This window comes from Affinundibacterium seohonense, from assembly GCF_014284305.1.
Classification (GTDB): domain Bacteria; phylum Pseudomonadota; class Gammaproteobacteria; order Burkholderiales; family Burkholderiaceae_D; genus Undibacterium; species Undibacterium seohonense.
Genome location: NZ_JACOFW010000011.1, coordinates 13,026 through 37,635, shown reverse-complemented (window position 1 = coordinate 37,635; position 24,610 = coordinate 13,026). Strand labels below are relative to the sequence as shown.

Sequence of the window (24,610 nt, the reverse complement as noted above, 5' to 3'; positions counted from 1 at the left end):
ATCAGTAAAGTGAGACTAGCGTATCAAGATAGGAAGACGATCGATATCAGAGAGTGATGGAGTGCAAAAATAGTGGGACGTTCGGTTTATACAGGAGAATGAAGTGCAATGAAATATCAGGCGAACATTGAGAGAAATTCACCGTCTGCGCGACAATGCGATGTCGAAACTTGCAGCTTTCGCCTATCAAAAGTACCACAGCGTTTCGACACCTTGCTCCAACGGCATGCACAGTTGGAGCAAGGTGGTCGATCTGGTTGGATGATAGTCAAGCCTGAATAGAGACCATTCAACAACACACGTTGCCGATCAAACCTTGAACTCGTTCTCGATACCAACTCAATTTATTCAGCTTAAAACTTATATTCATAAGTCATGCTGAAATTACGCGCTGTCGGTACAGCTCGTGTAGATTGGCTCCTAATGTCGCCAACGCTGGCGTAAGTGAATGAATCATAAGCTTTACCACCAAGCAGATTATTTAGAGCAAAGCGCAATTGACTTTGTTTATCGAATTTCCACAGGGCGTAGATGTCGACATTCTTAGGCGTCTTCAAGTATTGGCGCTCCGTGAGGCTGATTTGCTGCCAATGAGAATCTTGAATTTTGGCACTCACACCGGCTGTCAGAGGAATGTCTTTGGCGCGGTAATTCGCACCAAGGGTGACGACGTATTGATAAGGTGTTAGCGAGTTATAGGGCGTCGCTAAGTCTTTCACATTCGACCAGAAGTGTGAGTAACTGGCAGAAAAGTCCATGTCTGGCGCCTTGTCCATCCAGCGTTTTAAGGGGAATTGTGTGGAAAGTTCAATGCTTCGACTCTGTGCAGTGCCAGCATTGACAAATTTTTTCCAGTACGTTTTTTCAGCGTCCGTCATCACTTCAAAAACCACTTCGCGATGAATATCCTCGATGGATTGGGCCTTTGCCCGAATAGCATAATTGAGTCCATCTTTGCCATTGTGCTCAAACGCCGCGTCTAAGCTCCAAGAGAGTTCTGGACGTAAGTTGGGATTACCCACAATGTTCGGATTCTCGACAGAACTATTCACGACACGAATTTTCGGCATCAAGAGTTGTGTACCCTCTGGTGCTTTGAATGCACGGGACACACCGAGACGAATCCGCTCTGTGTTTTGTGGATCGAGTTGCCACATCGTTTGGATCACAGGGCTCAAAACACTGGCGCGATTGTTGACCTTTTCTCCGTCGTTATTTTCGGTACGAATACCTTGAGATTCCCAACGCAATCCAAGTGAGACCGACGAATTCTTTTTAAATTTCCAATCGTCTTGGGCGAAGAAAGCGGCGTTGTCCATCACGGAGTTTGCACTTTGCGGGCGACTACCAATAATTGGTCTAGAAACGAATTGATCGCGTTGAGTATTATCGACATCCACATCGGCACGCCATCCAGACCACCCAATGATGAGGTCATGTTCGGCATTCGTTGGAATATTCAGCTTGCCATTGGTAATGCCGACTACAACATGAACATCCGTATTGAGATCACGATTGAACTTGAGTGTGCCATCCTGTGAATAATTCTGTGATCGAGACCGTGCGATAAAGCTTTGTGCTTGAAAACCGGCGCTCACATCGAGGCCGATTTGATTGTCCAAGCTTGTCACCGCTTTGAGCGTACTACCGAAGTTAGTACCACGATTGGTATCATGTGAAGTCGTTTTACCAATTTCAAAATTACGTCCTGAGATGTTATTGAACTCGGTTGTCGAATCCGCGTTGAAACGATTATGCGCAACGATAGAAGTCGATGTTAGGTTGATGTTGGAATCCGTCTTGTATTGAATTCTAGGAGAAATACGCAAGGATTCGTCGCTACGCTTACTCTGCGAAACCGTTTGAAATTGGCTCTTTTCCCCCAACAAGATATTCTCGTTGATGAACGCCGTGGTTGAATCTTCTGCTTGTCCTGCACTCATTCGATCCTTAGATAAGCTGACGCTAACGGTATGCGAGAGACTGCCATTTTTATCGGAATGGAACCAATCCACACTGCCATTATTTTGGAACATGTGACCAATGCTCGCCTTGATACTATGCTGCTTATTGGATGCCGCTTTTTTCAGAATAATATTGATCGTACCCGCCATCGCCTGCGTACTAAACTGCGCATTCGCACCACGATAAATCTCCACGCGCTCTATCATATTGAGCGGGATATCTTCCACGGTAATGCCGCGCGGCGCTTCACCATCAATCAGAATTTGGGTATAACCCGCCGCCATGCCTAACAGATGCAATTTGTTGTTGGTGACTTGAACACCAGGCACACGCTTCATCGCATCGACGATATTGTTGTCGCCAAAACGCGTGAGCTCAGCATTGCTGACGATCGATCGCGCAGCGGTTTCTGTCTGGGCAAATTGTTCTTGTGATTTACCTTGCACTTCGACGCGCTGCGTTTGTGTTTGCGGTGCTAATTGTGCTTGTGCTTTGATCTCGCTTGACTGCTGCGCCTGCGCCGATACTGCAATGACGTTGCAGAGAAGAAGAGTAATGACTGAGCTTTTTGGTGTTTGCATGATGGCCTCGAAAAAAGTAAAACAGTGCTAGCTGTTGACGGCTCGCACTGTATCGAATTTTTATTGGCGTTATTTGGAATATGCGACGAAACGACGAAAATGGGCGCTGAAAAAACAAATTTTCGCGCCGAACTAATTTCAAGCAAATCATAGCGAGGTCATATTGAATATCGACCCATGCTATTTGATATGGCGCTAGATATTCAAGAAATATCCCTTGTTTTTCTCGCTGAACTGCGAGGCTATCGAGATAGGAAAAACAACGCGATTAATAGCGAGTGCTGCGCTAGTCGAACAGCAGTAAGCTAGGCTAAAGGGCGACAAGCATCGCAGAAAACGTTCGCGCGGTCAGTAGTTCAGAAATCACGGTATCTATTTTCTACGCTCATACATGGTAACTAATGATTGCCATTGATCGGAAAGATAGGGATCTTTGTCAAATGTGAGTTTTTGGCCGTCAACTTTAAAAGGCGATCCAGATTTCAATAAACTGTTAGAAGCGAAGAACAGGTTATTCTCAATTTTCCACGTACCCTTTGCCAGCGCACTTTTGACAAGAGATGCAACGGAGACGCCTTGTTTCAAATCTGCTGTATCAATCGAAGCAATTTCCTGATTCGACCGAATCACTAAGACGGTATTCTTGAGAAAAGTAGGGACGGGTTTCCCACCGGAGGAAACTAGCTTCCATTCACCTACGATCGCATTCTGCGCCATGCAAGAACTGGCAACAAAAAACAGCATGAACAAACAAGTTTGAAGAGACTTCATTGGCAAGTTTCCATAAAAATTAACATATTTAAGTTAACATAAACTAAAATCACTAACACTTTTCATTGTCAACAACAGAGGACACAAAATGCGAGCTTCCTTTTTAGCAATACTCACACTCTTGATGATCGGTAGCGCCAACGCCTGTGCCCAAAACGTCGATGAACAAATTAAGCGCGTAACCAGCGCCATGACACCAAGTATCGTGATCAAGGGCGCACCTGAAAAATATCACAGCTTAGCCGACAGCATGGCGAAATATAAGGTGCCAGGCTTATCGATTGCCGTTATTCATGATGGCAAGCTCGCTTGGGCACAAGGTTTCGGCGTCAAGACGGCGGGTAGCAATGATGCTGTCAACAGCAACACGCTGTTTCAAGCCGCGTCGATCAGCAAACCCGTCTCAGCCACCGCGATGCTCAGATTAGTCGAGCAAGGTAAGCTTTCACTCGATGCCCCTATCAATACATTTCTTAAATCTTGGCAATTGCCTGACAACGACTTTACCAAAACCGAACCAGTGACTTTACGTCGATTGGTGTCGCACTCAGCGGGCTTAAACGTCCATGGTTTTCCCGGCTATGCAAGTGACGCGACAGTACCGACGGTTCAGCAAATACTTGACGGCAAAGCCCCCGCGAACACCAAAGCAATACGGGTTGTCATGACACCCGGATCGACGTGGAGATATTCCGGTGGTGGCACGACCATCATGCAACTGGCGATGGTCGAGACCACCGGCGAGGCCTTCCCCGCGTTGATGCAAAGACTCGTGCTTGATCCTATCGGCATGCAGGACAGCGCTTTCGAACAACCGCTATCCCAAGCCAAACAAGCCCTCGCTGCTGCCGGACACGACGATCAAGGAAAAATAGTTAATGGACGCTGGCACACCTATCCCGAATTAGCCGCAGCAGGCTTATGGACGACGCCAACGGATCTGAGCAAGTGGGCCATCGAAATCGCCGAGGCACGCGCTGGCAAGTCGACAAAGACCCTGTCGCAAAAGATGGCGACCGACATGCTCACCGAACAAAAAGCGCCGTCTGGTTTAGGCCCGGCGCTAGGGAACTCAGGCGAGGCCATGTATTTTCAGCATGGCGGCAGCAACGAAGGATACAGTTGCTTTGTCGCTTATTTCCCCGCCCTCGGCCGTGGCGCAGCAATCATGACCAATGGCGACGCTGGCTCTGTCGTTTATCGCCAAATACTCAATGCGCTAGCAAAAGAATATCAATGGCCTGCCTACCAAGCCCGCGAGATTGAAGCAGTCGCGCTAGACGCAAGCATGTTAGAGCAATTAGTTGGCGAATACCCACTACCCGCAATGTCACCGAACGACGCGCCACGATCTGCGTTCATCACACAGGAAAATGGAAAACTCATGATCGAGGCAGCACAGTTTTTAGCAAAGGATGAAATCGTGCTGCTGGCGAATGATGAACTGATCGTACCGGACAACGGATTTCAGTTAAAACTCGCCAGAGATAAGGATGGACGGGTGACACATTTGGCATTTGGCTCAAGAAAACTCGTGAAGAAAAGTCGATAGTCGGTTCGACTAGCGCAAAAGGCAAGCGAAACTTTTTTGAGATAACTTACCCAGTGTATTTTTCGTCTTATCCCAAAATGGATATCGATAAATTTGAATGACTTCATGAAAAATGGGCAGACACCCATTTTTCATCGTAGCCTTGTTGCCGTAGATGGGAAACAATGTGATCAGATTTTCAAAGACCATATTCACAATCAAGCGCTGAAGCTGACTTTTTTTATTTGTTACTTTTAGGTTTTTTCAGCAAGTTTTATTCATCAAACATTTGTCCTCTACTACTACACTATGCGCCTAAAATCCCTCTGCATCACAGTCAGCACGATTGCTTTACTGATCGCCGTGGCTGTCTCCTTCATCGCTCAACCCTTCGTGACGCCGCTGCCCTCGACGCCAGAAGAAATCGACACAGCAAAACTGAAAGCCCATGTCAAATATCTTTCGACAGAGGTGCATCCACGCAGTTCCGACCAATTTTCAAATCTCGAAAAAGCGGGCCAATATGTTTTCGATGAATTAAAAGCTACGGGAGCACCAGTTGAGGTGCAAGAAGTCAAGGTCAAGGGAAAGATATACAGAAATTTCATAGCGCGATTTGGGCCTTCCACGGGTCCTCTATTGGTGATCGGAGCGCATTACGACTCCGACGCTTACACACCGCGCAACAGGAAGCCCAAGGGCACCATTGCTGAAACATATACCCCTGGCGCAGACGACAATGCCAGTGGTGTTGCAGGGCTGCTTGAGCTAGCGCGACTGCTGAGCAAAAAACCGCAATCCCGATCAATCGAATTGGTGGCCTACACGCTCGAAGAAGACCCGCATTTTGGCACCGAAGAAATGGGTAGCTTTCGACATGCTCGTTCACTCAAAGAATCAGGACGTGACGTGCAATTAATGTTGTCGGTAGAGATGATCGGTTATTTTTCGGATAAGGAAAACAGCCAAGACTATCCCGCAGCGGGCATGTCCACCCTGTATGGGGATCGCGGCAACTTTATCGCTCTGGTCGGCAATTTAAGTCACTTTGGCGTAATCCGCCGTGCCAAAGCACTCATGCGCGGCGTCAGCGATTTACCAGTCATCTCCTGCAACGCGCCATCGAATTTGCAGGGAATCGACTCGTCAGACCATTTGAATTACTGGAACGAAGGCTACCCAGCATTGATGGTCACCGACACCGCTTATTATCGCAACCCGCACTATCACAGGCCAACCGATACCTATGACAAGCTCGACTACCGACGTATGGCAAAAGTGGTGCAAGGAATCTATGCAATTACACAGCATTTTTTCTAACTTAGCGCTGACAGAACTGTAAAAAAATGGGGCAGTGTCTTGACCCCATTTTTTCATGTTTTAAATGAACGATTCAACTTTGAATTCTCGCTAGTCTAGCTAGAGCGCACTAAAGTTCTCAATCCCACCAAAAATACCAAACCTCGGCATTCAACAGTGTTGCGGCGAGGTTTGCGATGGTTTCGCAGCCTTGATCAACGATGTCGGTGCAATACCAATATTGCTGCCATGCGAGTTTAATCGCGGCTTCTTGGTCGCGTGGTGGATTTTTGACGATGCACTCAATCACGTCCCCTGAAACACCGACAATCTCTGCGCCGAATTCTTTTTGCCAGTATTGATGCATCGCGCAGTGCACTACGGGATCGGGACAGTCATTCCAGCCGCCATATTTTAAGACGGCAGGTAGATGCCAAGGCTGTGTTATGTTTGCTGAACCTAGGTAGACCTCAGGTCTCACCTCGCCCGTCAAGATATCGCGGTGCAGTGAGATTGCGCCTTTTTGAGCGATATCACCAGGCCATTCGCCTAGCGTGTCGTCTTCGCTGAATTCATATTCCTCTGCTTCCGCACGACGCTCTTGCAACCATGCCGCCACATCAAACTGCGCTGCTTCATGAAGAATCTCATCGATTGATTGATCGTTAAATTCCGCCGCTTCTTCAATTCGCTCGACATCGTCGGCTTCGCCGATCAAGAAAGGATAATCACCTGATTGAGGGTAGCTATTTCGTTGTTGCATCAGGGAGGCGAGGGCGGAATCGCCTGAGATTTTGATTGTGGTAAATGGTTTGGTGGTCATGATTGTCGATTTTAAAAATAGCACAGGCTGCACGTTAACTTTGAGGGCGAACTGATTTGATTCATTTAAAAAAAATGTCGTATCAAGACTTGCCCCTCAATTTCCTCATGTCGAGCGACTTTTTAGCCTTTCGGTTTTTCTGAGACTTTTTTCAATTTCGCTATGCTGTCAGTAGAAATCTTCTCTAACTTCGGCATCAGCACTACCATGCGCCTCTCCATCATTTGCATGGTTGTTTGCATCACTAAAGGCATCTTTTTGATCACCGCTTGACCTGCGGGAGATTGATAGAAACTGAGCATGCCATCGATCTCGCTTTGAGTAAAACTCTTTTTATAAATCTCAAGGAACATAGGTTCCAGCGTTTCCCATGTCATCTCATTTTTCAATAATGTGTTGAGCTCATTCTGCATCTCGAGCATGACAGCTTCCTGTTCCGCAGTCATTTTTTGCCCCGCTAAGGCTTGCTGCGTCGACGCCTTCATCATCGCATCCATTTGCGACATAACACTATCCAACATCTTCTTTGAGTCGACAATGTCAATCAGTCGTTTAATCGATGCATCACTGGCAGGAGCGTCGGCGGCCAATACGGGAAACGCCGCGAGATTAAACAAAAAAATCAGGGCAATAGAAAATTTCTTCATTCGCGAAGTCCTTAGATTGTTGAGGTGATTTGAGTCACTAAAGCTGAGAGTTTAACGTGCATAAAAAATAAGGTCAAAAGAATGATGGCAAGTTTTACTATGCAACATCACCACATCTCACGCAAAGTAAGCGTCACGGCCATGACATACAAATTGGAGAAAGTTGGAACAATGTTCGTGCTTACGATCTACCACTTGCTTTGCGCCAAACTTAACACCGTATTCAAATCACTACTATTTCATGTCGAGACTTGATCACCTATTTGCGACCAATTTGAAATAATGATAAATCCTGTTTGCAATGAAAATGTTTGTGTCGACTTTTCGCGGCAGTTTTGACCAATACGACACCAATTTTGCGGTACGTTCTGTAACGTTAATTCGACGCTGGATTGATTGAATGCTAATCGATCCAACGCGATATCCATGTATCATGCGCTTCGATATTTAGTCTCTGTAACATACGCATCTCCTTGCAATCGAAACGAGCAATAACATCGCTGATGACGATGTCTTTACTGTTGAAAGTGTGTGACTACCCTATGATGATTCGTCTTATCTACGCCAGCCGTGCAATCAATTTGGGGCCAGTGGACGTCAAAGATATTTTGTCGAGTTCACGCCGCAATAACCACCAACTCGCGGTCACCGGAGCACTGAGCCTCTCGAATGGCATCTTTTTGCAATGCCTCGAAGGCGAGCGTTCTGCGGTCAATGCGGTGTATCACCACATCTTAAAAGATAAGCGCCACAACAAACCAGAGATCTTGTCACTCGAAGAAATCACACAACGCCAATTCACTGGCTGGAACATGGGCTTGATTGCGGCAACGGCCGAGAACTCGGCGCTGTTTTTAAAATATTCGTCCACCTCTGAATTTGATCCTTTCACAATGTCAGCACCAGCATTGAAAGAATTTTTTGCAGAAGTGCTGAGCAGCGCGCGGTGGCTGAGTTAATTGTCAAAATCGAAGGCTAGTCGATTCGTCGCGTCATCGTACTGATCATGTGCTAGACGGTGGCGAAAAAGGTGCTTTTTCATCGTTTGAATTTCTAAAAACTCAATCCCACCAAAAAACCCAAACCTCAGCATTCAACAAGGTCGCGGCGAGATCGGCGATAGTTTCGCAGCCTTGTTCGACGATCTCGGTGTAAAACCAATCTTGCTACCATGCTAGTTTGATTGCGGCATATTGCTTGCGTGGTGATTTTTTGACGATACAGTCGATCACGCCGCCTGAGACACTGACGAATCCCGCACCGAATTCCTTTACCAATACTGATACATCGCGTAGTGCACTACCGAATCACTAATCAAGAAGGAAATAGCCTTTCAGGCGAGGCATCTTCATGTCGTGTTTTTACCTTCCTATTACCCCGATCTGCCTGTTTGTCCTTTTCCGTTCGTTTTTCAAGTTCCCCAGCTTTACAGTGCTACCTAGTTCACTTTTGCGGGAATCATCATGTTAGACATTCGTCACGTTACTAAGATCTATGGAAAAGGTGCACCAGCGGTTGCCGATCTTTCTCTGCAATTGAGTCGTGGGGTCATCGGTCTGATTGGCCATAACGGCGCGGGTAAAACTTCCTTGATGCAAATGATCGCCACGCTGACCAAACCTAGCAGCGGACAGATTTTGTTTCAAGGTGTCGATATCACCAAGAACCCGAATGCGATTCGTCGCCATCTGGGCTTCTTACCGCAAGACTTCGGTGTCTACCCCAATCTGAGCGCAAAAGAGTTCATGCAATATTTTGCGGCGCTAAAAGGTGTACGCAATCCAAAACGCATTAATGATTTACTGGAAATGGTGAATCTGCATGATCATGCGCACCGCCCTGCGGCCTCATTTTCCGGCGGTATGCGACGTCGTCTTGGTATTGCCCAAGCTTTACTGAATGATCCCGACATTTTGATCGTGGATGAACCCACCGCGGGACTCGATCCCGAAGAGCGTCTGCGTTTTCGTAATCTCTTGGGTGATTTGGGTGTCAATAAACTTATCATCATGTCGACGCATATTGTGTCCGACGTCGAAAGTATCGCGACAGAATTGGCGATCATGCGCCAAGGGCAATTGATCGCTCATGAAACGCCAGAAGCTTTTCTAGATAAAGCGCGTGGGGAGATTTGGTCAGTCACGGTGAGTCAAGAGGAACACACTGCGCTGCGCGAGAAAGTCAATGTACTACATGCACAACGTCAAGGCGATCGCGTCAGCTTACGCATTGCGCATCCACATTCGCCGTGGTCAGGCGCTATCAATGCCGAACCGAATTTGGAAGAAGCCTTGATGTCGCAACGTTACGCCAGTCAGGAGAGTTGTGTATGAATCTCGATTTTCTGTTGACGATGGTGAAAATGGAAGTGCGGCTGCGCATGCGTCGCCTCGGCACTATGATTGCCTTATTGATCGTGATTGGTGTTACTTGGGCCATGGTGATGCGGCAAAGTACCGGTATGTCGATGATGGTCGTTGAGCATGCGCGTACGCTTTACACCAGCTCCACCTTAGCGCTGGGTAGTGTCACCTTAAGCTCTAGCTTGTTGGCGCTGATCGGTTTCTATTTGGTTCGTGGTCGCGTAGTGGAAGATATTCGTAGTGGCATCGGTGGCGTCATCGCGGCCACAGAGGTTGGCAATTTGCAGTTTTTGATTGCCCGATGGTTGGGCGGTGTTTCCTATTTAGGCGCGATCGGTTTGACGGTGATGTTAACCATGATGGTGCGTCACTTAATCGATGGCGTTGGTCCCTTGCAGCCGCTGATTTATCTGCAGACTTATGCGCTGATTTTGACGCCATTGATCTTTTTTACAGTCAGCTGCGCCATCCTGTTTGATAGCTTTCAAGTGTTGATGGGGAAATTTGGTGATGTCGCCTATTTCTTCATTTTTTGCGGTGTTCTCGGTGCCATTGGCGCAGCGAGTGAAAAAATGAGTAGCGCTGGGTCACCCCTACTTGTCTTGGATTTTTTCGGCATTGGTACCACGATGCTCATCACCAAAACACTCTTTCATACCAACTTCGTCGCCGTTGGTGGCAGCAACTTCAATCCCGCGCTAGCGCCTAGAGTATTACCAGACATGGTTTGGTGGACGATGCCTGTGCTGTATCGCTTAACTAGCGCTTGTCTGGCATTGCTACCGTTGATCCCCGCTGTTTTACGCTTCCACCGCTTTTCTCCAGACAGAATTAAGGCTAGCGCGGGCAATAAACGTCGCAGCCCCATCGCGATGCTTAATCAAATCCTGCGCCCGCTCTCATTCTTGGTGCAGCCTGTTTTTGCCTTGGCAATACGCACACCTGGCAAAGCCGGTGAAGTTTTCGCGGAGTTGGGCTTGTGCTTAATCAGCTCCCCAATCGCGATACTGTCGATTATTGGTCTCAACATCGCCGCGTTGCTGATACCCGGCCAGCAAATGCCAGGCGTATTGATCGCCGCGGTAACGATTTGGATGATCCTCATCTCCGACATGGCCACACGTGACTACCAAGCCGATAGCGAAAACATGAGCGGTGCGACTGCCAGTGGAATCTCGGGACGTTATAGCCGACAGTTGGCAACCGCACTGTTATTGGGTAGCCTGATGATGGTTGGTGTTGCATCTCGTGGCATAGCCTTAGGCCTTCTGTCATTACCAGCACTGCTTTCTGGCTTTTTCATGTTGGCATCGGTTGCAACGCTCTTAGGTCGATTGACTCGTACCTCGCGCACCTTCACCGTGCTGTCACTTTTTTGGGTTTACGTCGCGGTACAAATCCGCAACGTTCCTTGGGTAGATGTGGTCGGATTTAATGGTGTTGCCAATTCTAGTACCATCAGTTTTTTCACCGCCCTTGGTATCGGTTTGACGATATCAGGTTATACATACAACCACTATAGGGCGCGTTAGGACCTGCTCTGTCACAATGTCAGCAATAACAATTCACGTTGGGATCGCGGTCTCTTTGGCGCGTGGTGGAATTTTGATGATGCGAGCTTTGTTTTTTGGGGTTTGGTATTCCTATACCCAATAGTTAATTTCGTCGCTAGAAAATTCTACACCAACATGACAATTGCAACAAAAATCAAGCCAACGCCCGCATTCACAATGTGTCTGTTTATTGCAATATCTCACATATCTTAGGGAGTTATAGGTTTAAGATAGAACACATTCATTAAGCGAGTCCTCATTAAAAAATTCAATTAAATCGTGAGCCAATTGCTTTAACTAAAGGCATTAATCAAATATTTTGAATTTATCATCGGCGGTGAGATAAATTTCAAGATGCAGTTTTGTCGTTCGTGCGCTTGAAATACATCATCAAAAATGGACAAGGATACGCAGTCTGGAAATGTATGAACAAACAAATGCTCTCGATGTCGAATTTTACCGAAGATAATCTGCGCGCCATCCTTCAAGCGCTGCCCGCGCTGATTTGGCTGAAAGATCTCGATGGTGTTTATCTTGCCTGTAACGAGCGTTTCGAACAATTTTTTGGTGCATTGGAAAAGGACATCATTGGTCGGACCGACTATGATTTTGTCAGCAAAGAACTCGCCGATTCCTTCCGCGCCAACGACCTGTTAGCCATGCAAAAAGGCGGCCTGCACATCAACGAAGAATGGCTAAGCTTTGCCAATGACGGACACCGCGAGCTAGTCGAAACCAGTAAAACACCTTTACACAATGCCGATGGCAAACTCATCGGTATTTTGGGTATTTCGCACGACATCACCAAACGCAAACAACTAGAGAAATACGAACAATTTCGCAGCTCCACCTTGGAACTGCTGGCCAAAAATATCCCCTTACCCAGCGTTTTAGAAGCCATCGTGCGCGGTGTTGAGCTACTGCATACCGACATCCTATGTAGCATTTTATTGCTCGATAAAGAGGGCAAACATCTGGTCGATGGCGTCGCGCCCAGTTTGCCTAACTTCTACAACCAAGCGATCGATGGCATAGCGATAGGTTTGGGTGCTGGCTCATGTGGAACGGCTGCATTTTTAGGTCAGCGTGTGGTGGTCGACGATATCGCCAGCCATGCTTATTGGGTACCGTTTGCCGAACTGGCAGCACAAGCAGGTTTAGGCGCATGTTGGTCGCAACCGATACTATCGTCTGATTTCCAAATATTGGGAACCTTCGCCATCTACCACCGAGAAAAAAATGCACTCGCCGATTTGGATGTCTACATCATTGAACAATCGGCACAGCTTGCCAGCATCGCCATCGAGCGCAAACGCATAGAATCAAAAGTGGAGCGCATGGCCTTCTATGATGCGCTCACTGGCCTGCCGAATCGTAGCCTACTCAACGACAGGCTAGAACAAACCAAAGCCGCTTGCAAACGTCATCAAGGTTTTGCCGCCGTGTTGTTCATCGACCTCGATAATTTCAAACCACTCAATGATGAACATGGTCACAACGCGGGCGATCTACTGTTGCAAGAAGTCGCACAACGCATCAGCCTCTGCGTACGCGAAGTCGATACCGTAGCGCGCTTCGGTGGTGATGAATTTGTGGTGATCCTCAGCGACTTAGATGCCGAGCTAACGCAAGCCGAACAGCTAGCTTGCAGCATCGCAGAAAAAATACTCGCCTCCTTATCCACGCCCTATCAAATCAATATTGCAAACGCGCACAAAAGAACCAGCATTCAACACCACTGCACCGCCAGCATCGGCGTCGTCCTCCTACGCCACCTGCAAAACAATGACATCGACATCGTCAAATTAGCCGATCAAGCAATGTACCAAGCCAAAGCCACAGGCCGCAATAAAATCTACTTCTTAGATAGCAAGCCCTAGATTCGAATTTGGTGCTTATCGTAGATTGGTTGAGATTGAGGAACAGGCAATTGGTATCGGTGCGTCCCCAAACTTGCAATCACCGCCCCCGATGTTCAGTCCAGCAAGACATGGAGGCGAAGCGTTTCAATTCATTCAGCGAAATTGAAATGTACGCCCTATTCCTTGTCTGCCCCTGCGTTCATGCTCTATTTTGGAATCGGATTATTTGGACGTTCAGAATCCCAGGTCGAAGACAAAATCCAAAAGCGCTGTCCATCAAAATAGAGCTGAAGATTGTTAATGCCGCGGCTAACCACTGGACCATTTGGTGTGGTTCTCGTTTCGTAGGTACTCCAAACATGAAAAGTTTGGCCGAATGAAGTGACAGTTCGTTTTATTTCGCTTTCAAAGAAGCCTGCGTCATAAACAGGCTTGCCCCATTCATGAAATTCTTTGATTGAAAAGACCAATAGTTCGGGCTTTCCATTCTTGTCGTGCATCAGCGGAAAAATTTGCGCCTTCGGGTGATGTAGAGACAAATCTCTTTTGATATCGCGAGGAGTGTTGGCAGGACCAGATACCACTTCGTAATATGCTTTCATTATGCCATCGATGCTAGAGACATCTTCTGTTCGTGCAGCATGTTTTAAATCATCAGGATTCAATGTGCCCCGCGCCATTACGGTTATTGGAGCGATCAGAAAGAAACTGAAAATCAAAGGGATCATATAGATAGAGGAAGTAGAACGTACGGGATTTTTCATTGGAATGGATCTTTCTTTAATGAGTAGTGGTAGCGCATTCGGCTCTCGCGTGTGGTTTTTTATAAATGGCGACTCCACTTGCATCGCGAGAACCAAAACCTTAGTATGAGTAACCCCGAAGTTCTTCGCTAGCGACATAATTTGAACAGGCTGGTGAAAAAAAATGACCGGAAGTCTCCTATGATGAAAAAAATCCCTGGCTTAAACGATCTCCGTATTTTCGAAGTGGCAGGGCGATTACAAAACTTTCGCCAAGCGGCACAGGAGCTACACCTGACCCATAGTGCAATCAGTCATCGAATAAAGTCATTGGAAGATCAACTAGGTTTAATCTTGTTCGAGCGACATAACGGTGTTCAATTGACCGATGCTGGGCGAGAATTACATCGCAGTGTGACGACCAGTCTTTCACAGTTGAGTGAGAGCATTGCTAACATCACTCAACATCATTCCACCGGAAAATCGATCGTCAGAGTATCGGTGCTCCCGAGCTTCGCTGCTTACTGGCTATTGCCGAGGCTGAAGAATTTTTATCAAGCATATCCAGAGATTCGTCTACAAATCATGGCTGGTGTGGAATTGGCAGAGATAGGCGAGCGAGGTGTCGATATCGCGATTCGATTTGGCGATGGACATTGGCCAAAGCTGCATGTACAACCTTGGATGAATGAGTTTTACTATTTGGTGACGTCGCCTGCATTGATGCGTGGGAAAAGTTTTTCCAGCAAAGAAGATATTCTTGAACATGTACTATTGCAACACACGAATACACTCGGAGCAGGCTCGAGCTGGTTGCAGCTTTTTAAGAAGCTATCGATAGACTCTCGCGCCGATTTCCGACAAATCAGTTTCGACGACAGTAATTTGGTGATCCAAGCTGCTGAACATGGACATGGCATTGCATTTGAGCGGCATAGTTTAGTGGCTGGCAGGATAGATGCAAAAGCGCTCGTGCGCCCAATGAATATTGGACTGCATAGCCAATATCATTACTATCTTGTGAGCGATGCCAGTAGCAATACAAATTTGGCTACCAAGAAAGTGATCACTTGGTTAGAAAAAGAAAGTCGGGAATTTGTTCAACAATATCACGCGGAGCTGAGTCAAATTCACTGGCTGTGACATAAGCTAATCAATCAAACTGATTGCAGAGCACCAACCTGAAATCCGCGATTGAATTTGAAATTGGTGCCTAGGCTCCACTTCGGTGGCCACCAGAAAAAAGGGCCTGCATCAAATATTTTGTACGATGCTGGCCCTTTTAATCGCAGTCACGGTGATTGATCATCAATGAATCTTGCCCCTTGACCTTACTTGCTTGTCCCCGTGCTTGCTCCTATCGATCTACTCTAAGTGATATCCTGCTCCAGCGATTTTTCCTTCAGCATTGATTCTGAAATTCATAATGTACGACTCTTTTTTGAAAACAAGGCGATAGCGTAGGCGTTTCATTTCGCCATCGACTTCTCTGCTTAATAATTCGAGTCGATCTAAACTACCTGAGGCTTTTAATTTTACTCCTGCTTCTTTGATGAGATCTGGAAATAAGAATGCCGCCATTTTTTCATCAAAAACTGCAGCTTGTATGCTGCCGTCGCTAATATGTTGAACTATCGTTTGCAGATGTTTTGTCAGAACCGGTTCTGGGTCCGTTATCGCTCTTGGCCGTTCTACTTTTAAGACCGGCACATAATCAGCGGCAACGATGTTGGCAATTTTTTGAGGACTACTGCCAGAGCGATTGGTCAATACGATGACGCTCAGTTTATCGTCGACGTAACGATCAATCGACGTGGTGAAACCCTGCCATGCGCCGCCATGCGCTATTTTTTTGTGCCCATTCACCTGCACAATCTCCCAACCGTATCCATAGGGATGCGTCTTACCATCATTGAGTTTTACGGGCGTCCAACTGGCGCGTTTTTGTGCTTCGTTTAGAGGTGAATTTCCCATGAGCGCAATATCCCATTTGGCTAAATCACGTGCCGTTAAATACAAGCTACCATCAGCTGTCGTGTTTAATTTTGGCGAGACCCATTCTTGATTTTTCCATTCCCCTTTTACCAAATCATACCCAGCAGCGCGATGCATGATCATGTCGCGTTCATTGATGATGCGGGTACTCATGCCTAAAGGTTGAAAAATGCGTTCGCGTAATTGATCACCATAAAATTTCCCACCCGCCTTATTGCAGATAAAACCAAGTAAATGGTAGCCCATATTGCTATACGACCAACGTTCGCCCGGTTGAAATAGCATAGGAATGGTGGCTTCTAAGTCGATCAATTCTTGATCACTATAATCTTTACGGAAATCGATTGTTTGGTAGGGATCACCTAAGCCTGATGTATGCGTCAAGAGATGTTCGATCGTAATGTTCTTCCACGCTTCCGGGGTATTAGAAAGATATTTGGAGACGGGATCTTTCAAAGAAAGTTTGCCATCTTGTTCCAACAATAGAATCAAGGCGGCGGTAAATTGCTTACCGACCGAACCCGATTGAAATATCGTTTCAGGTTTAACGCCAACTTGGTGCTCCACATTCGCTAAACCATAGCCTTTCTCACGGACGATTTTTCCATCTTTCACTACGACTAAACTCACCCCTGGAATTTTTTGCCGTTTCATTTCGGCTTGAATTTTGTCATCCAATTGATCAGCGTGAACCCCAGCTGCCATTGCTATGTTCAAGCTCATACCTGCCAATATTGAATAAATGTTTCGCATAAAACGACTTTCTTAAAAAAGGTGGAGGTGAATTATCAAGGTGAGTGTCCCATGGATTAAACCGTGCTCGTGTCTTACATTTAGCTCGTGGCGATAATATCGAAGAGAGCAGGCATCAGGTTCATGCCTGCTCTTCTACAACTCAGCTTAAACCTAACCCAATCACTTAGACCAAATCATTCATGTGTCTTGTCAAGACTTGACCCCGCTATCACGCTTGGCCCCGCTCTCACGTCAATCGCCTGTGACCGTCATCCGGATCGGAAAAAGTACGTCGCCGATGGTCCCCTTCTGTGTGACCAGGCGATAGCGCACTTGAGCCGTGTAGACGCCCGGCGTCAGACAGGTGACTGAACAGGTATGGGCAAACTGGTCAGGAAACTCATTCCACCAACTGTTGACAGGACCGGCGGTGCCGGCAGCACTCAGATACTCGATGCCAACAAATTGACTGGCAACGCCTATGTTGGTAACCAGTTGGTAGTCGTAGTGCATAATCGTCGATTGCTGTTTCAGCGTAAAGTCTAAGGCTGCCGGATAGAACAGTGAGTTGATCGCAGGATTTGGTGTGACGTTATATCGCACAGTCACAGTCTGCTCATAAATTAATTCCCGACGGTTCGGGAGCGTTGCTCCAGCAGACACTTTCACATTATGGAAATAGTTGCCCGGCTTGGTCGGATGGATCTGGATCTGCATCTGCTTGTCCTGCAAGATGGTTCCCTTGGCGGGCAGCACGCCAATGGTCGGGTAGGGATAATGGTACGTTGTATTACCGATGCTTAACGTGTGCTCCTCCACGATGCCTCTATAGGGGCTCGAAATGTTTGCGACCCAGCCCTTGCCAAAGCTCGAATAGCCAATATCAACCATTTCTGGCGCTGGTACCGTGCCAAATGGCACGGTCATATTGATTTCATTCCGACTCACTGTCAGCCCGGCCTCCACCTTCACGTTGTACGGTAATAGCAGCGGGGTGCCGGCGATCGGTTGAGTACACGCCGCATCTAGGCAAGCCCTGACGCGTACATTGCCAGTGAAGTGACCGACCGCTTTCAACTGCTTTCCTTTCAATTTGAGGGTATAAGTCGAGCCGCTTGCGAGACGCTGGATGATCAAATATCCCTCGGCTTGGAACAGGTTGGCTGGATCTTCTACCAACACGAATACACTCTTCCCGTTCAGGCTATCGAGATTGCCGCTGATCATTCCAGAAAATTCAATATCGTCGTAATAATCGTCCACCAATTTAGTACTGGCAATTACAGGCATGCTGCTTGGGGCGCTGACCGTCACCGTGCTCACCGTACTACCGCCACCACCGCCACCCCCGCAACCGGACACCAAAGCCGCCGCCGACAAGACAACAGCGGATAATTTCAAAATACAACTGCTCATTTAATCGTTCCCTCAAAGTAGATGCCTGACCCTCATCGAGATGTCCCAAAATCGACAGGCTCGTCATCTTACGAGAAACCGACTATTTCGTGTTGCCTTTTAAATACTAAATTTTTTAATGTTGGAAAAGTGGCACCAATTTATAAGGTAAAGAGACAAAGGGGTCAGTTCGAACATCAACACATCCATCAAAATCCCCTTCCGCCGCCCGCACCGCTCTGCTCTGCGTCATGTAATGCGCATCAAATACCTTGCGATTTCTACCATCATGTAGGCACCTGATTGGTAGGCTGCGACCATTGCGGCATGGCGATTGTCGGCTTGTTCAGCCTATTCCATCAAACTCAATACAAGGATGCATTTACGCGCTATGGATAGCTCACGCAAATCCCCTTCTTTGAGCGTTGCTTGATGTTGTTTGATAAAGGCGTTGTCGCCTAAAAGCGTTGATGTTTGGTTGCCAGCAGTGGTGAAGGCAAACCGCGCCCTTGGAGCACAAATTTTTTATTGACTTGAACTTGCACTTACGATCGGATATTAGAGTAGGATATTTCGGCTAGATGCGTTAATATATTAACGGTATACTTAAAACATGCTGATTGTGTTGGTTTAATTTCCTATCCTTCTTGGTGAAAGGAAATATGATGAATGGGTGCCTGTTGTTCTGGTTGTTCTGCGCTTGTTCTGATACAAAAGATCAAAGTGCGATCGCGATAGCAAAAACTTCAGAGCTAGGCGGCACAAATCAATGGAGAGAGGTTTTGCGCTCAGGGATCAACTGAAGTTTGGTGTCGAGTAGGCTTTGAGTGTTAACTTAAGCCCTTTGATGGTGTAAGCCAATAAGCCTCCAGTTTTGCCGAAGGCGGTTTAACTATCATGATTATTTTGGTGCGATTTATAAAATAAAGTCTTTAGATAATAGGAAATATGATGGAAACAAATAGTAAAGATTGGCGATATACGGTGATGCCTGCCGTGTTTACATGGCTGAAAGAGTCAGAATCCGGTGCCCTTGAAATTGACTTTGATGAGACCAAAAAGCAAGCCGTATCTGTTTTAAAAGCGCAGGGTAAGGGCGGAAGCAGAATGGGGGGACTGGTCGCTTCTGGTACTCTGGGTGAAAATAGTTATCTGAGCCCCGAACAGCGTCTCGCTTTACTTAAATCCCTTTCTGATGTTGCTAAAGACGCCGATGTTCCATTGATCAGTGGCGCCGCAGCAGAAACGAAGGAAGAGCTCGCGAAAATCATTGAAGGACTCGCAACGGTTGGGGTTGATACCGTCATGGTCATGCCGCCAAAAACCAAGGCAGCTCCTTCTGATGAAGAAATGTATGCCTACTATGCGCTTGCTGCAGCCACTGCAAAAAAAGTAGGGGTAACAATCATGCCTTACAACAATCCTGATGCAGCCGGATATCATGCCCTGTCAACAGATCTACTTAGAAGACTGTCTGCGCTACCTGAAGTAGCTGCTCTTAAAATATCGACTCTCGATGTTTCGACTATTGAGACACTGATGTTAGAGAACGAAGACTTAAAAATTTTGGCAGGTGTTGACTCCGTCACTGTGCATGCCGGACTTGCTGGAGCATGCGGTGGGATTACAGGTGTAGGGACTATCTTCCCAAAAGCAAGTATCACGATGCAAGAGCATGTTTTAAAAGGGGAATGGGCTGAGGCAAACAAAATTTCTCGGGCTCTCAATTCCATATCCTATCTTGATGCTCAGCCTTTGCTGATGGAATATCTAAAGTTTGCGATGGGAATTCATCATAATGATATCGAAGGTGGGCTTCGTACCTATGGTAAGAAACTAACTCAACAGCAAATTGACGATGTCCGTGCGAGATATCTTCTTGCAAAAGAAAGACTGGAACTTTTAGATTTGGCAGACTGATTCATTCAAATAGAAAACTTACGCAAAATTGCGCTAGCTAGAACTTGCCCTCGAATGCTTGAATCCGGGGTGAGACCACTTGTACGGCGAAGGTGTAGTGGGGAATTCAAGCAGCAAGCTGCTTGCCCACGAAACAGATAGCACATGCCTGTGCTATCGCGCCCTGCAAGGGACTGCAACGCCACAAACGTCTGTTTTGCGTAAGTCCTAAAATATTCAAAAAGTGAGCGTAACAAAAATCATGGGAAGAATCCAAATGGGGTCAAGTCTTGACATACAATATCACCAAATTTAACTCGCAATTTGAGTCACTGCCGAATCACGAACACTTCGGGGTAAGGCCTTACGGGACACCATGCAGATTTCTTCGAATTGATTGATGCTGTGTTTTCCAAATCACTACTTCCTTGATTTGTCATTTTTTCGCCCTCCATTTTTGAAATTCTGAGTGATGTCAAGTGTATGGCCCGCCCCCTTGCTTCACTCACATGCCCAATCACAAATCAGGTGACGCCTCAATACCAACTGCTTGTTCAACAATCGCGATCAGTCTGCGGAGAGCGTCTTGATTATCAGATGCACCAGCAACAGCAATCCCGGTTGCTGGTGCGTAATAGACGACAGTGCCCCAAAACCCGCCGTGCTGATAATAATCCTGGCCCTTGATGTTCTTAACGAACATGCCCAGTCGGTAGTTTTCTGCGCCCTTGTGCGGACCGCGCCAAAGCATCTCTCTTAGTGTTTCAGCTTGTTTGAACAATTTGCCTTCAAAGAGTACGGCTGTCAGATTGGCGAGGTCGCGTGTGGACATGACGAGCCCGCCACCGCCATATAAGTCCACACTTGCATCTAACTTGCTGGCCTCAAATTCGTCGACAAATTGGCGTGCGCGAGGCGCTGCGGTGCTCGGTGGCTCTTCCATGATCTCCCACCATGTCGAGCGCAAATTGTAGCGGTCGAGTTGCAATTGCGTGCGCACTGCCTTGCCCAGCGACTGACCAGTGATTCGTTCGATGATATCGCCGATCAAGATATAACCCGTATCAGAATAATGAAACGCCGTCCCCGGTGAAGATAGCGGATGCCCCCACAAGACCGCTAGCCTTACCTGGTCTTCGCGCGTCCAACGCCGTTCGGGCTGCGATAGCACCAGCGCCAAATAACGTTCATCAGCAGCATGATCGTACATGCCGGCGCTATGACTCAAGAGCTGCCTGACCGTGATACGCGCCGTGTCATAGCCGCCGCTTTGCAGGAGCTTATCAATTGCTGGCGTAAGCAGAGGGCCAATCGCGGCATCGAGATCAATGCGTTTGTCTTCCCATAGCTTTAACACGGTCGCAGCGACAAAGGTCTTGGTGTTGCTAGCAATCCGCACTGGTGTATCAACATCCAATGTCGAGCCAGTCGAAGATCTGCCTTGGCCCACCAATGCAAGCGGCTGTGCCATGTTCTTGCCTGTCACGAACAAGGCGATTGGTCTGGGGTCTGATTTCACTGCAGCTTGTAACTGCTCCGCGCTGGGCGCCTGGGCCATTGCCGGCATGCCGGTCGCGATGCACAAACACACGACAAACTGCACAGCCAAGGAAATCGAACACCACCGGAATTGAATGGCTTTGGTATAAGCAAGCATGCTGAATCCCCGTCTTTAGATTATTGGTATAACTGGCGGCATAGTTTATCGCACTACAAAGGCGCGGGTAGCATTCTGAACTTAGCGCATAGTTCAATTTAGTGGCTTTTTAGATTGGAAGTCTTGTGAATTGGTGAAACACGGAATAGGGTCAAGCCTTACATTTGACATTCAACAATAAATCAACACCACGTCCTTTCTGTTTCACAGCCCGGCTAACCGTCGCGTAATTTACACCAAAATGAGTACCTACTTGCGCAAGTTTGTAGTGTCCACTTATGTATGTCAGTGCCATATTTTCATTTCGCGTTCTTTCCAAATTCATAAAATAGTCCAATGGCTTGATGGGGACTTGTTATTATTTTTTTGACTTTAAGAATAAATCAGATTGCTTCTCATTCTGATAACTTCTAGAATCTCCATAACTAATTTATAAGCAGCTGTAGACGCCCCGTGCAAAGAGCATTGGTAGCGGACACCGCTACGCGGTTCCCCTTCGGGATGCCGCATAACAAAACATTTAAGTGGAGATAATATGAAAAAAATATTCGTCAATATTGGTTTGGGCATTCTTGGACTTTTCCTCGTTCTTCTCATCGTCGGCGTCATCTATGAGAACTTGGGTAGACGAAATGCTGCACAGAACTTTCCACCACCTGGCAAATTAGTCGATATTGGTGGTCGTCATATTCAATTGGATTGCCGAGGTTCGGGCAGCCCCACTGTCGTATTTCAATCGGGACTGGATATGGCGGGATCACTAAGCTGGTCGGCAGTTCATGACGAAATTGCGAAGACAACTCGGGCTTGTGCCTATAGTCGTGCTGGCATCATGTGGAGTGACCCCAATGAGGCTCCGCAGCTTGCAAAATCGATTGCGGAGGACTTGCATGCTGCCTTGAAAAATGCCAACGAAAAAGGCCCTTTAGTCCTGGTAGGGCACTCCCTTGGCGGCCCTTACAATATGATCTACACGAAATACTTCGGTGCGGATGTAGCGGGATTGGTATTTGTTGATACTTCTCACCCTGATCAGATATCGCGCGGTAAAGCACTGGAAGCTTTAGAGTCGAATTCGGCACCATCGAATCGGAACTCAGAGTGGAACTGGTCGGCTTTTCTATATAAATCGGCGGCTGCATTAAATTGGACCGGCATCGTTCGGCTCGATGCAGCGATGGAAGAAAAAGAGGAAAATCGGCCTGAGTCCGATGATCAGGCCGTGAAAGCTTACTCGTCGACTACAATTAGTTCCGTTCTGAAGGAAGGCGATGCGTTTGAGCAAACACTGAATGAGGCGGGAACGTTTCGGCATCTTGGCGACCGCCCAATAGTGGTCTTGACAATGGTGCGGCCGGTACCTAAACAAGAATCCAAGTTCGAAAAAGCATTGAGAGAAAATTGGTCGAGGATGCAGGCAGATCAAGCGAAGTGGTCATCACAGAGTCAGCATCAGCTGGTACAAAATACGAGTCACTATATCCAATTTGATCAGCCTGCGGTTGTCATTGATGCGGTGCGGTCTGTGATCTCAAAAGTGCGCGAAAAATAGCCATAGCAAATGTGAGGCCTGATAATCATCTCGCCGTTCACGACACGCGAAGTCAGTGAGTCCATTTACAACATTACTCCTTCAATCTTCGTATTCATAGCGATCCACCGGGATGATAGCCAGCGATAAAAACCGCTGTCTATCATCGTCATTGGCATAAATATTCGCTCGTGCATTACCGCGGGCGGTGACGTGGTACAAAGCACCTGCATACTCTATGCGTAATGGTCTCGCCATTTCACTCTCCCGTCGATTTCGTTGCGGTGAAATCTAGGATGGCGAAAGAGTGATGTCAAATGTAAGGCCTAACCCCAATCTCTGGTTCTCTGCCTCCAATCTCTCAAATCTTAGTCTTTCAATATGCACCAAAAACGCGATCGAGTGCATCAAGAATAGCTGGTTGAAATGCAGCAGCTGAACCAATTTTTTCTGTTAACTCGATCATTGGAATTGCCGCTAACTGAGGCGTGTCTAGCAAATATTTTTTGCCGTTGACTGCGATGAGAGGGAACAGATCTCCAGGGGCTTCAACGTTCTTATATGCATTCAAATTGCGTAAGGGGATAACGATACGTGTCGCCAATCCACTAATCACATTACTTTGTACGTCGACTAAATAAGGCGCCGTCTTTTTACTCTTTCCTAAATTCGCATAAACATCGAAGCGTGCCATTCAAAACCCCCGCCACTCTGCCAATGCCACGCCATCCTCTTCTACTTTTTGGTTATAGATTTTGATAAAGGCAGCATTTTTCTCGTTCCACTCACGCTCTTTTTCAGCGCGAATTGTTTCACGCAGACTCTGCACACAAACCTGTGAAATGTTAATCCCCAATTCTTTCGCGCTGAGGTAGACATCCATCGGCAAACTGATATTTGTCGCCTTTCTTGGCGAATTTGTTTGTTTCATTTTTAACTCCTCAGTAGCGAACTTATAACAAATGCGATGCACATCGATTATACACAAATCTATACACACTAAAAATCAATAAAAAGCGATTCAGACAAACTGGCACGATTAATTTCAATTAATAGATGGTGTTGATTGTCCACCAAACCGTAGGCATCGCGTTCCACAGCAGCCTGCTATAGGGTTGAAAATCGCTACAGATCCTCGCCATTTCGCTTTCTCGTTGATTTATTTGCTGCTATCGGATGACGAAAGAGAAATGTCAAAAGTAAGGCCTGAGCTTCAGCTGCCTCAGCTAATCCCTGCGCGTTGACACGTCTAAATTAAGA

21 protein-coding genes are annotated in these 24,610 nt (G+C 47.0%); 9 read left to right on the top strand and 12 right to left on the bottom strand.

The genetic code is table 11. The features are described 5' to 3' along the window. Positions 1-353: 353 nt before the first annotated feature. Together H8K52_RS11160 and H8K52_RS11155 are read right to left on the bottom strand one after the other, a co-directional pair. A complete protein-coding gene (locus H8K52_RS11160; RefSeq protein ID WP_186922982.1) occupies positions 354-2,546 on the bottom strand; it encodes a TonB-dependent receptor plug domain-containing protein in 2,193 nt (730 codons plus the stop codon). A 372-nt stretch (positions 2,547-2,918) separates the two neighbouring features. Beyond that, positions 2,919-3,317 carry a hypothetical protein gene (locus H8K52_RS11155; protein ID WP_186922981.1) on the bottom strand — a complete coding sequence of 133 codons (399 nt, stop codon included), beginning with the start codon at positions 3,315-3,317 and terminating at the stop codon, positions 2,919-2,921. Between the two features lie 88 nt (positions 3,318-3,405). On the opposite strand from H8K52_RS11155, the gene H8K52_RS11150 reads away from it, so the two are divergent. Together H8K52_RS11150 and H8K52_RS11145 are read left to right on the top strand one after the other, a co-directional pair. Next, positions 3,406-4,869, top strand: a complete 1,464-nt coding sequence (locus H8K52_RS11150) for a serine hydrolase domain-containing protein (RefSeq protein WP_186922980.1) — start codon at positions 3,406-3,408, stop codon at positions 4,867-4,869. Between the two features lie 288 nt (positions 4,870-5,157). Beyond that, entirely contained in the window at positions 5,158-6,168 is a 1,011-nt protein-coding gene (locus H8K52_RS11145; RefSeq protein WP_186922979.1) for a M28 family peptidase, read from the top strand. Positions 6,169-6,286: 118 nt separating this feature from the next. On the opposite strand, the gene H8K52_RS11140 is transcribed toward H8K52_RS11145, so the two are convergent. Further along, a complete protein-coding gene (locus H8K52_RS11140; RefSeq protein WP_186922978.1) occupies positions 6,287-6,970 on the bottom strand; it encodes a DUF4253 domain-containing protein in 684 nt (227 codons plus the stop codon). Between the two features lie 122 nt (positions 6,971-7,092). Beyond that, positions 7,093-7,617 carry a DUF2059 domain-containing protein gene (locus H8K52_RS11135; protein ID WP_186922977.1) on the bottom strand — a complete coding sequence of 175 codons (525 nt, stop codon included), beginning with the start codon at positions 7,615-7,617 and terminating at the stop codon, positions 7,093-7,095. 542 nt (positions 7,618-8,159) lie between these two features. On the opposite strand from H8K52_RS11135, the gene H8K52_RS11130 reads away from it, so the two are divergent. Continuing rightward, positions 8,160-8,576 (top strand): BLUF domain-containing protein, encoded by a 417-nt coding sequence (locus tag H8K52_RS11130; protein WP_186922976.1) that lies wholly within the window; start codon positions 8,160-8,162, stop codon positions 8,574-8,576. Positions 8,577-8,678: 102 nt separating this feature from the next. Here the strand turns inward: H8K52_RS11130 and H8K52_RS21970 are convergent, their stop codons facing one another. Continuing rightward, positions 8,679-8,762, bottom strand: a complete 84-nt coding sequence (locus tag H8K52_RS21970; protein ID WP_186923057.1) for a DUF4253 domain-containing protein — start codon at positions 8,760-8,762, stop codon at positions 8,679-8,681. 318 nt (positions 8,763-9,080) lie between these two features. Here H8K52_RS21970 and H8K52_RS11120 point away from each other — a divergent pair, with 318 nt between their 5' ends. The 3 genes from H8K52_RS11120 to H8K52_RS11110 all read left to right on the top strand — a co-directional run bounded on the left by H8K52_RS11120 (position 9,081) and on the right by H8K52_RS11110 (position 13,413). Next, positions 9,081-9,950, top strand: a complete 870-nt coding sequence (locus H8K52_RS11120) for an ABC transporter ATP-binding protein (RefSeq protein WP_186922975.1) — start codon at positions 9,081-9,083, stop codon at positions 9,948-9,950. Continuing rightward, positions 9,947-11,512 (top strand): hypothetical protein, encoded by a 1,566-nt coding sequence (locus H8K52_RS11115; protein WP_186922974.1) that lies wholly within the window; start codon positions 9,947-9,949, stop codon positions 11,510-11,512. Before H8K52_RS11120 ends, H8K52_RS11115 begins: the two co-directional genes overlap by 4 nt. A gap of 446 nt (positions 11,513-11,958) precedes the next feature. Next, the gene (locus H8K52_RS11110; protein WP_186922973.1) at positions 11,959-13,413 is read left to right on the top strand and encodes a sensor domain-containing protein; all 1,455 of its coding nucleotides are present in this window, start codon (positions 11,959-11,961) and stop codon (positions 13,411-13,413) included. Between the two features lie 188 nt (positions 13,414-13,601). Here H8K52_RS11110 and H8K52_RS11105 read toward each other — a convergent pair whose 3' ends face one another. Further along, positions 13,602-14,159 carry a hypothetical protein gene (locus H8K52_RS11105; RefSeq protein WP_222613759.1) on the bottom strand — a complete coding sequence of 186 codons (558 nt, stop codon included), beginning with the start codon at positions 14,157-14,159 and terminating at the stop codon, positions 13,602-13,604. Between the two features lie 180 nt (positions 14,160-14,339). Between H8K52_RS11105 and H8K52_RS11100 the strand changes: the two genes are divergently transcribed. Next, on the top strand, positions 14,340-15,281 hold the full coding sequence (locus tag H8K52_RS11100) for a LysR substrate-binding domain-containing protein (RefSeq protein WP_186922972.1): 942 nt from the start codon (positions 14,340-14,342) through the stop codon (positions 15,279-15,281). 222 nt (positions 15,282-15,503) lie between these two features. On the opposite strand, the gene H8K52_RS11095 is transcribed toward H8K52_RS11100, so the two are convergent. Together H8K52_RS11095 and H8K52_RS11090 are read right to left on the bottom strand one after the other, a co-directional pair. Beyond that, a complete protein-coding gene (locus tag H8K52_RS11095; RefSeq protein ID WP_246464458.1) occupies positions 15,504-16,886 on the bottom strand; it encodes a serine hydrolase domain-containing protein in 1,383 nt (460 codons plus the stop codon). Between the two features lie 234 nt (positions 16,887-17,120). Continuing rightward, positions 17,121-18,284, bottom strand: coding sequence for a hypothetical protein (locus tag H8K52_RS11090; protein WP_186923064.1), 1,164 nt, complete (start codon positions 18,282-18,284; stop codon positions 17,121-17,123). Between the two features lie 930 nt (positions 18,285-19,214). Between H8K52_RS11090 and H8K52_RS11085 the strand changes: the two genes are divergently transcribed. Then, the gene (locus H8K52_RS11085; protein ID WP_186922971.1) at positions 19,215-20,183 is read left to right on the top strand and encodes a dihydrodipicolinate synthase family protein; all 969 of its coding nucleotides are present in this window, start codon (positions 19,215-19,217) and stop codon (positions 20,181-20,183) included. A gap of 496 nt (positions 20,184-20,679) precedes the next feature. On the opposite strand, the gene H8K52_RS11080 is transcribed toward H8K52_RS11085, so the two are convergent. Next, positions 20,680-21,819 carry a serine hydrolase domain-containing protein gene (locus tag H8K52_RS11080; protein WP_246464456.1) on the bottom strand — a complete coding sequence of 380 codons (1,140 nt, stop codon included), beginning with the start codon at positions 21,817-21,819 and terminating at the stop codon, positions 20,680-20,682. A 535-nt stretch (positions 21,820-22,354) separates the two neighbouring features. Here H8K52_RS11080 and H8K52_RS11075 point away from each other — a divergent pair. Next, complete coding sequence (locus tag H8K52_RS11075) at positions 22,355-23,371, top strand: alpha/beta fold hydrolase (RefSeq protein ID WP_186922970.1); 1,017 nt, start codon at positions 22,355-22,357, stop codon at positions 23,369-23,371. An 81-nt stretch (positions 23,372-23,452) separates the two neighbouring features. Here H8K52_RS11075 and H8K52_RS11070 read toward each other — a convergent pair whose 3' ends face one another. From H8K52_RS11070 to H8K52_RS11060, 3 genes are all read right to left on the bottom strand, one after another. Then, a complete protein-coding gene (locus H8K52_RS11070; protein ID WP_222613758.1) occupies positions 23,453-23,608 on the bottom strand; it encodes a hypothetical protein in 156 nt (51 codons plus the stop codon). 118 nt (positions 23,609-23,726) lie between these two features. After that, entirely contained in the window at positions 23,727-24,044 is a 318-nt protein-coding gene (locus H8K52_RS11065) for a CcdB family protein (RefSeq protein ID WP_186922969.1), read from the bottom strand. Further along, the gene (locus tag H8K52_RS11060) at positions 24,045-24,281 is read right to left on the bottom strand and encodes a type II toxin-antitoxin system CcdA family antitoxin (RefSeq protein ID WP_186922968.1); all 237 of its coding nucleotides are present in this window, start codon (positions 24,279-24,281) and stop codon (positions 24,045-24,047) included. Positions 24,282-24,610: the final 329 nt, after the last annotated feature.

Excerpts from the sequence above, each read along its gene's own strand:
- H8K52_RS11120 (WP_186922975.1), top strand. The coding sequence starts at position 9,081 with ATGTTAGACATTCGTCACGTTACTAAGATCTATGGAAAAGGTGCACCA.
- H8K52_RS11060 (WP_186922968.1), bottom strand. The coding sequence starts at position 24,281 with ATGAAACAAACAAATTCGCCAAGAAAGGCGACAAATATCAGTTTGCCG.
- H8K52_RS11110 (WP_186922973.1), top strand. The coding sequence starts at position 11,959 with ATGAACAAACAAATGCTCTCGATGTCGAATTTTACCGAAGATAATCTG.
- H8K52_RS11085 (WP_186922971.1), top strand. The coding sequence starts at position 19,215 with ATGGAAACAAATAGTAAAGATTGGCGATATACGGTGATGCCTGCCGTG.
- H8K52_RS11105 (WP_222613759.1), bottom strand. The coding sequence starts at position 14,159 with ATGAAAAATCCCGTACGTTCTACTTCCTCTATCTATATGATCCCTTTG.
- H8K52_RS11115 (WP_186922974.1), top strand. The coding sequence starts at position 9,947 with ATGAATCTCGATTTTCTGTTGACGATGGTGAAAATGGAAGTGCGGCTG.
- H8K52_RS11080 (WP_246464456.1), bottom strand. The coding sequence starts at position 21,819 with ATGCTTGCTTATACCAAAGCCATTCAATTCCGGTGGTGTTCGATTTCC.
- H8K52_RS11130 (WP_186922976.1), top strand. The coding sequence starts at position 8,160 with ATGATGATTCGTCTTATCTACGCCAGCCGTGCAATCAATTTGGGGCCA.
- H8K52_RS11065 (WP_186922969.1), bottom strand. The coding sequence starts at position 24,044 with ATGGCACGCTTCGATGTTTATGCGAATTTAGGAAAGAGTAAAAAGACG.
- H8K52_RS11075 (WP_186922970.1), top strand. The coding sequence starts at position 22,355 with ATGAAAAAAATATTCGTCAATATTGGTTTGGGCATTCTTGGACTTTTC.
- H8K52_RS11150 (WP_186922980.1), top strand. The coding sequence starts at position 3,406 with ATGCGAGCTTCCTTTTTAGCAATACTCACACTCTTGATGATCGGTAGC.
- H8K52_RS11155 (WP_186922981.1), bottom strand. The coding sequence starts at position 3,317 with ATGAAGTCTCTTCAAACTTGTTTGTTCATGCTGTTTTTTGTTGCCAGT.
- H8K52_RS11160 (WP_186922982.1), bottom strand. The coding sequence starts at position 2,546 with ATGCAAACACCAAAAAGCTCAGTCATTACTCTTCTTCTCTGCAACGTC.
- H8K52_RS11135 (WP_186922977.1), bottom strand. The coding sequence starts at position 7,617 with ATGAAGAAATTTTCTATTGCCCTGATTTTTTTGTTTAATCTCGCGGCG.
- H8K52_RS11095 (WP_246464458.1), bottom strand. The coding sequence starts at position 16,886 with ATGCGAAACATTTATTCAATATTGGCAGGTATGAGCTTGAACATAGCA.
- H8K52_RS11145 (WP_186922979.1), top strand. The coding sequence starts at position 5,158 with ATGCGCCTAAAATCCCTCTGCATCACAGTCAGCACGATTGCTTTACTG.
- H8K52_RS11140 (WP_186922978.1), bottom strand. The coding sequence starts at position 6,970 with ATGACCACCAAACCATTTACCACAATCAAAATCTCAGGCGATTCCGCC.
- H8K52_RS11090 (WP_186923064.1), bottom strand. The coding sequence starts at position 18,284 with ATGAGCAGTTGTATTTTGAAATTATCCGCTGTTGTCTTGTCGGCGGCG.
- H8K52_RS11100 (WP_186922972.1), top strand. The coding sequence starts at position 14,340 with ATGATGAAAAAAATCCCTGGCTTAAACGATCTCCGTATTTTCGAAGTG.
- H8K52_RS11070 (WP_222613758.1), bottom strand. The coding sequence starts at position 23,608 with ATGGCGAGACCATTACGCATAGAGTATGCAGGTGCTTTGTACCACGTC.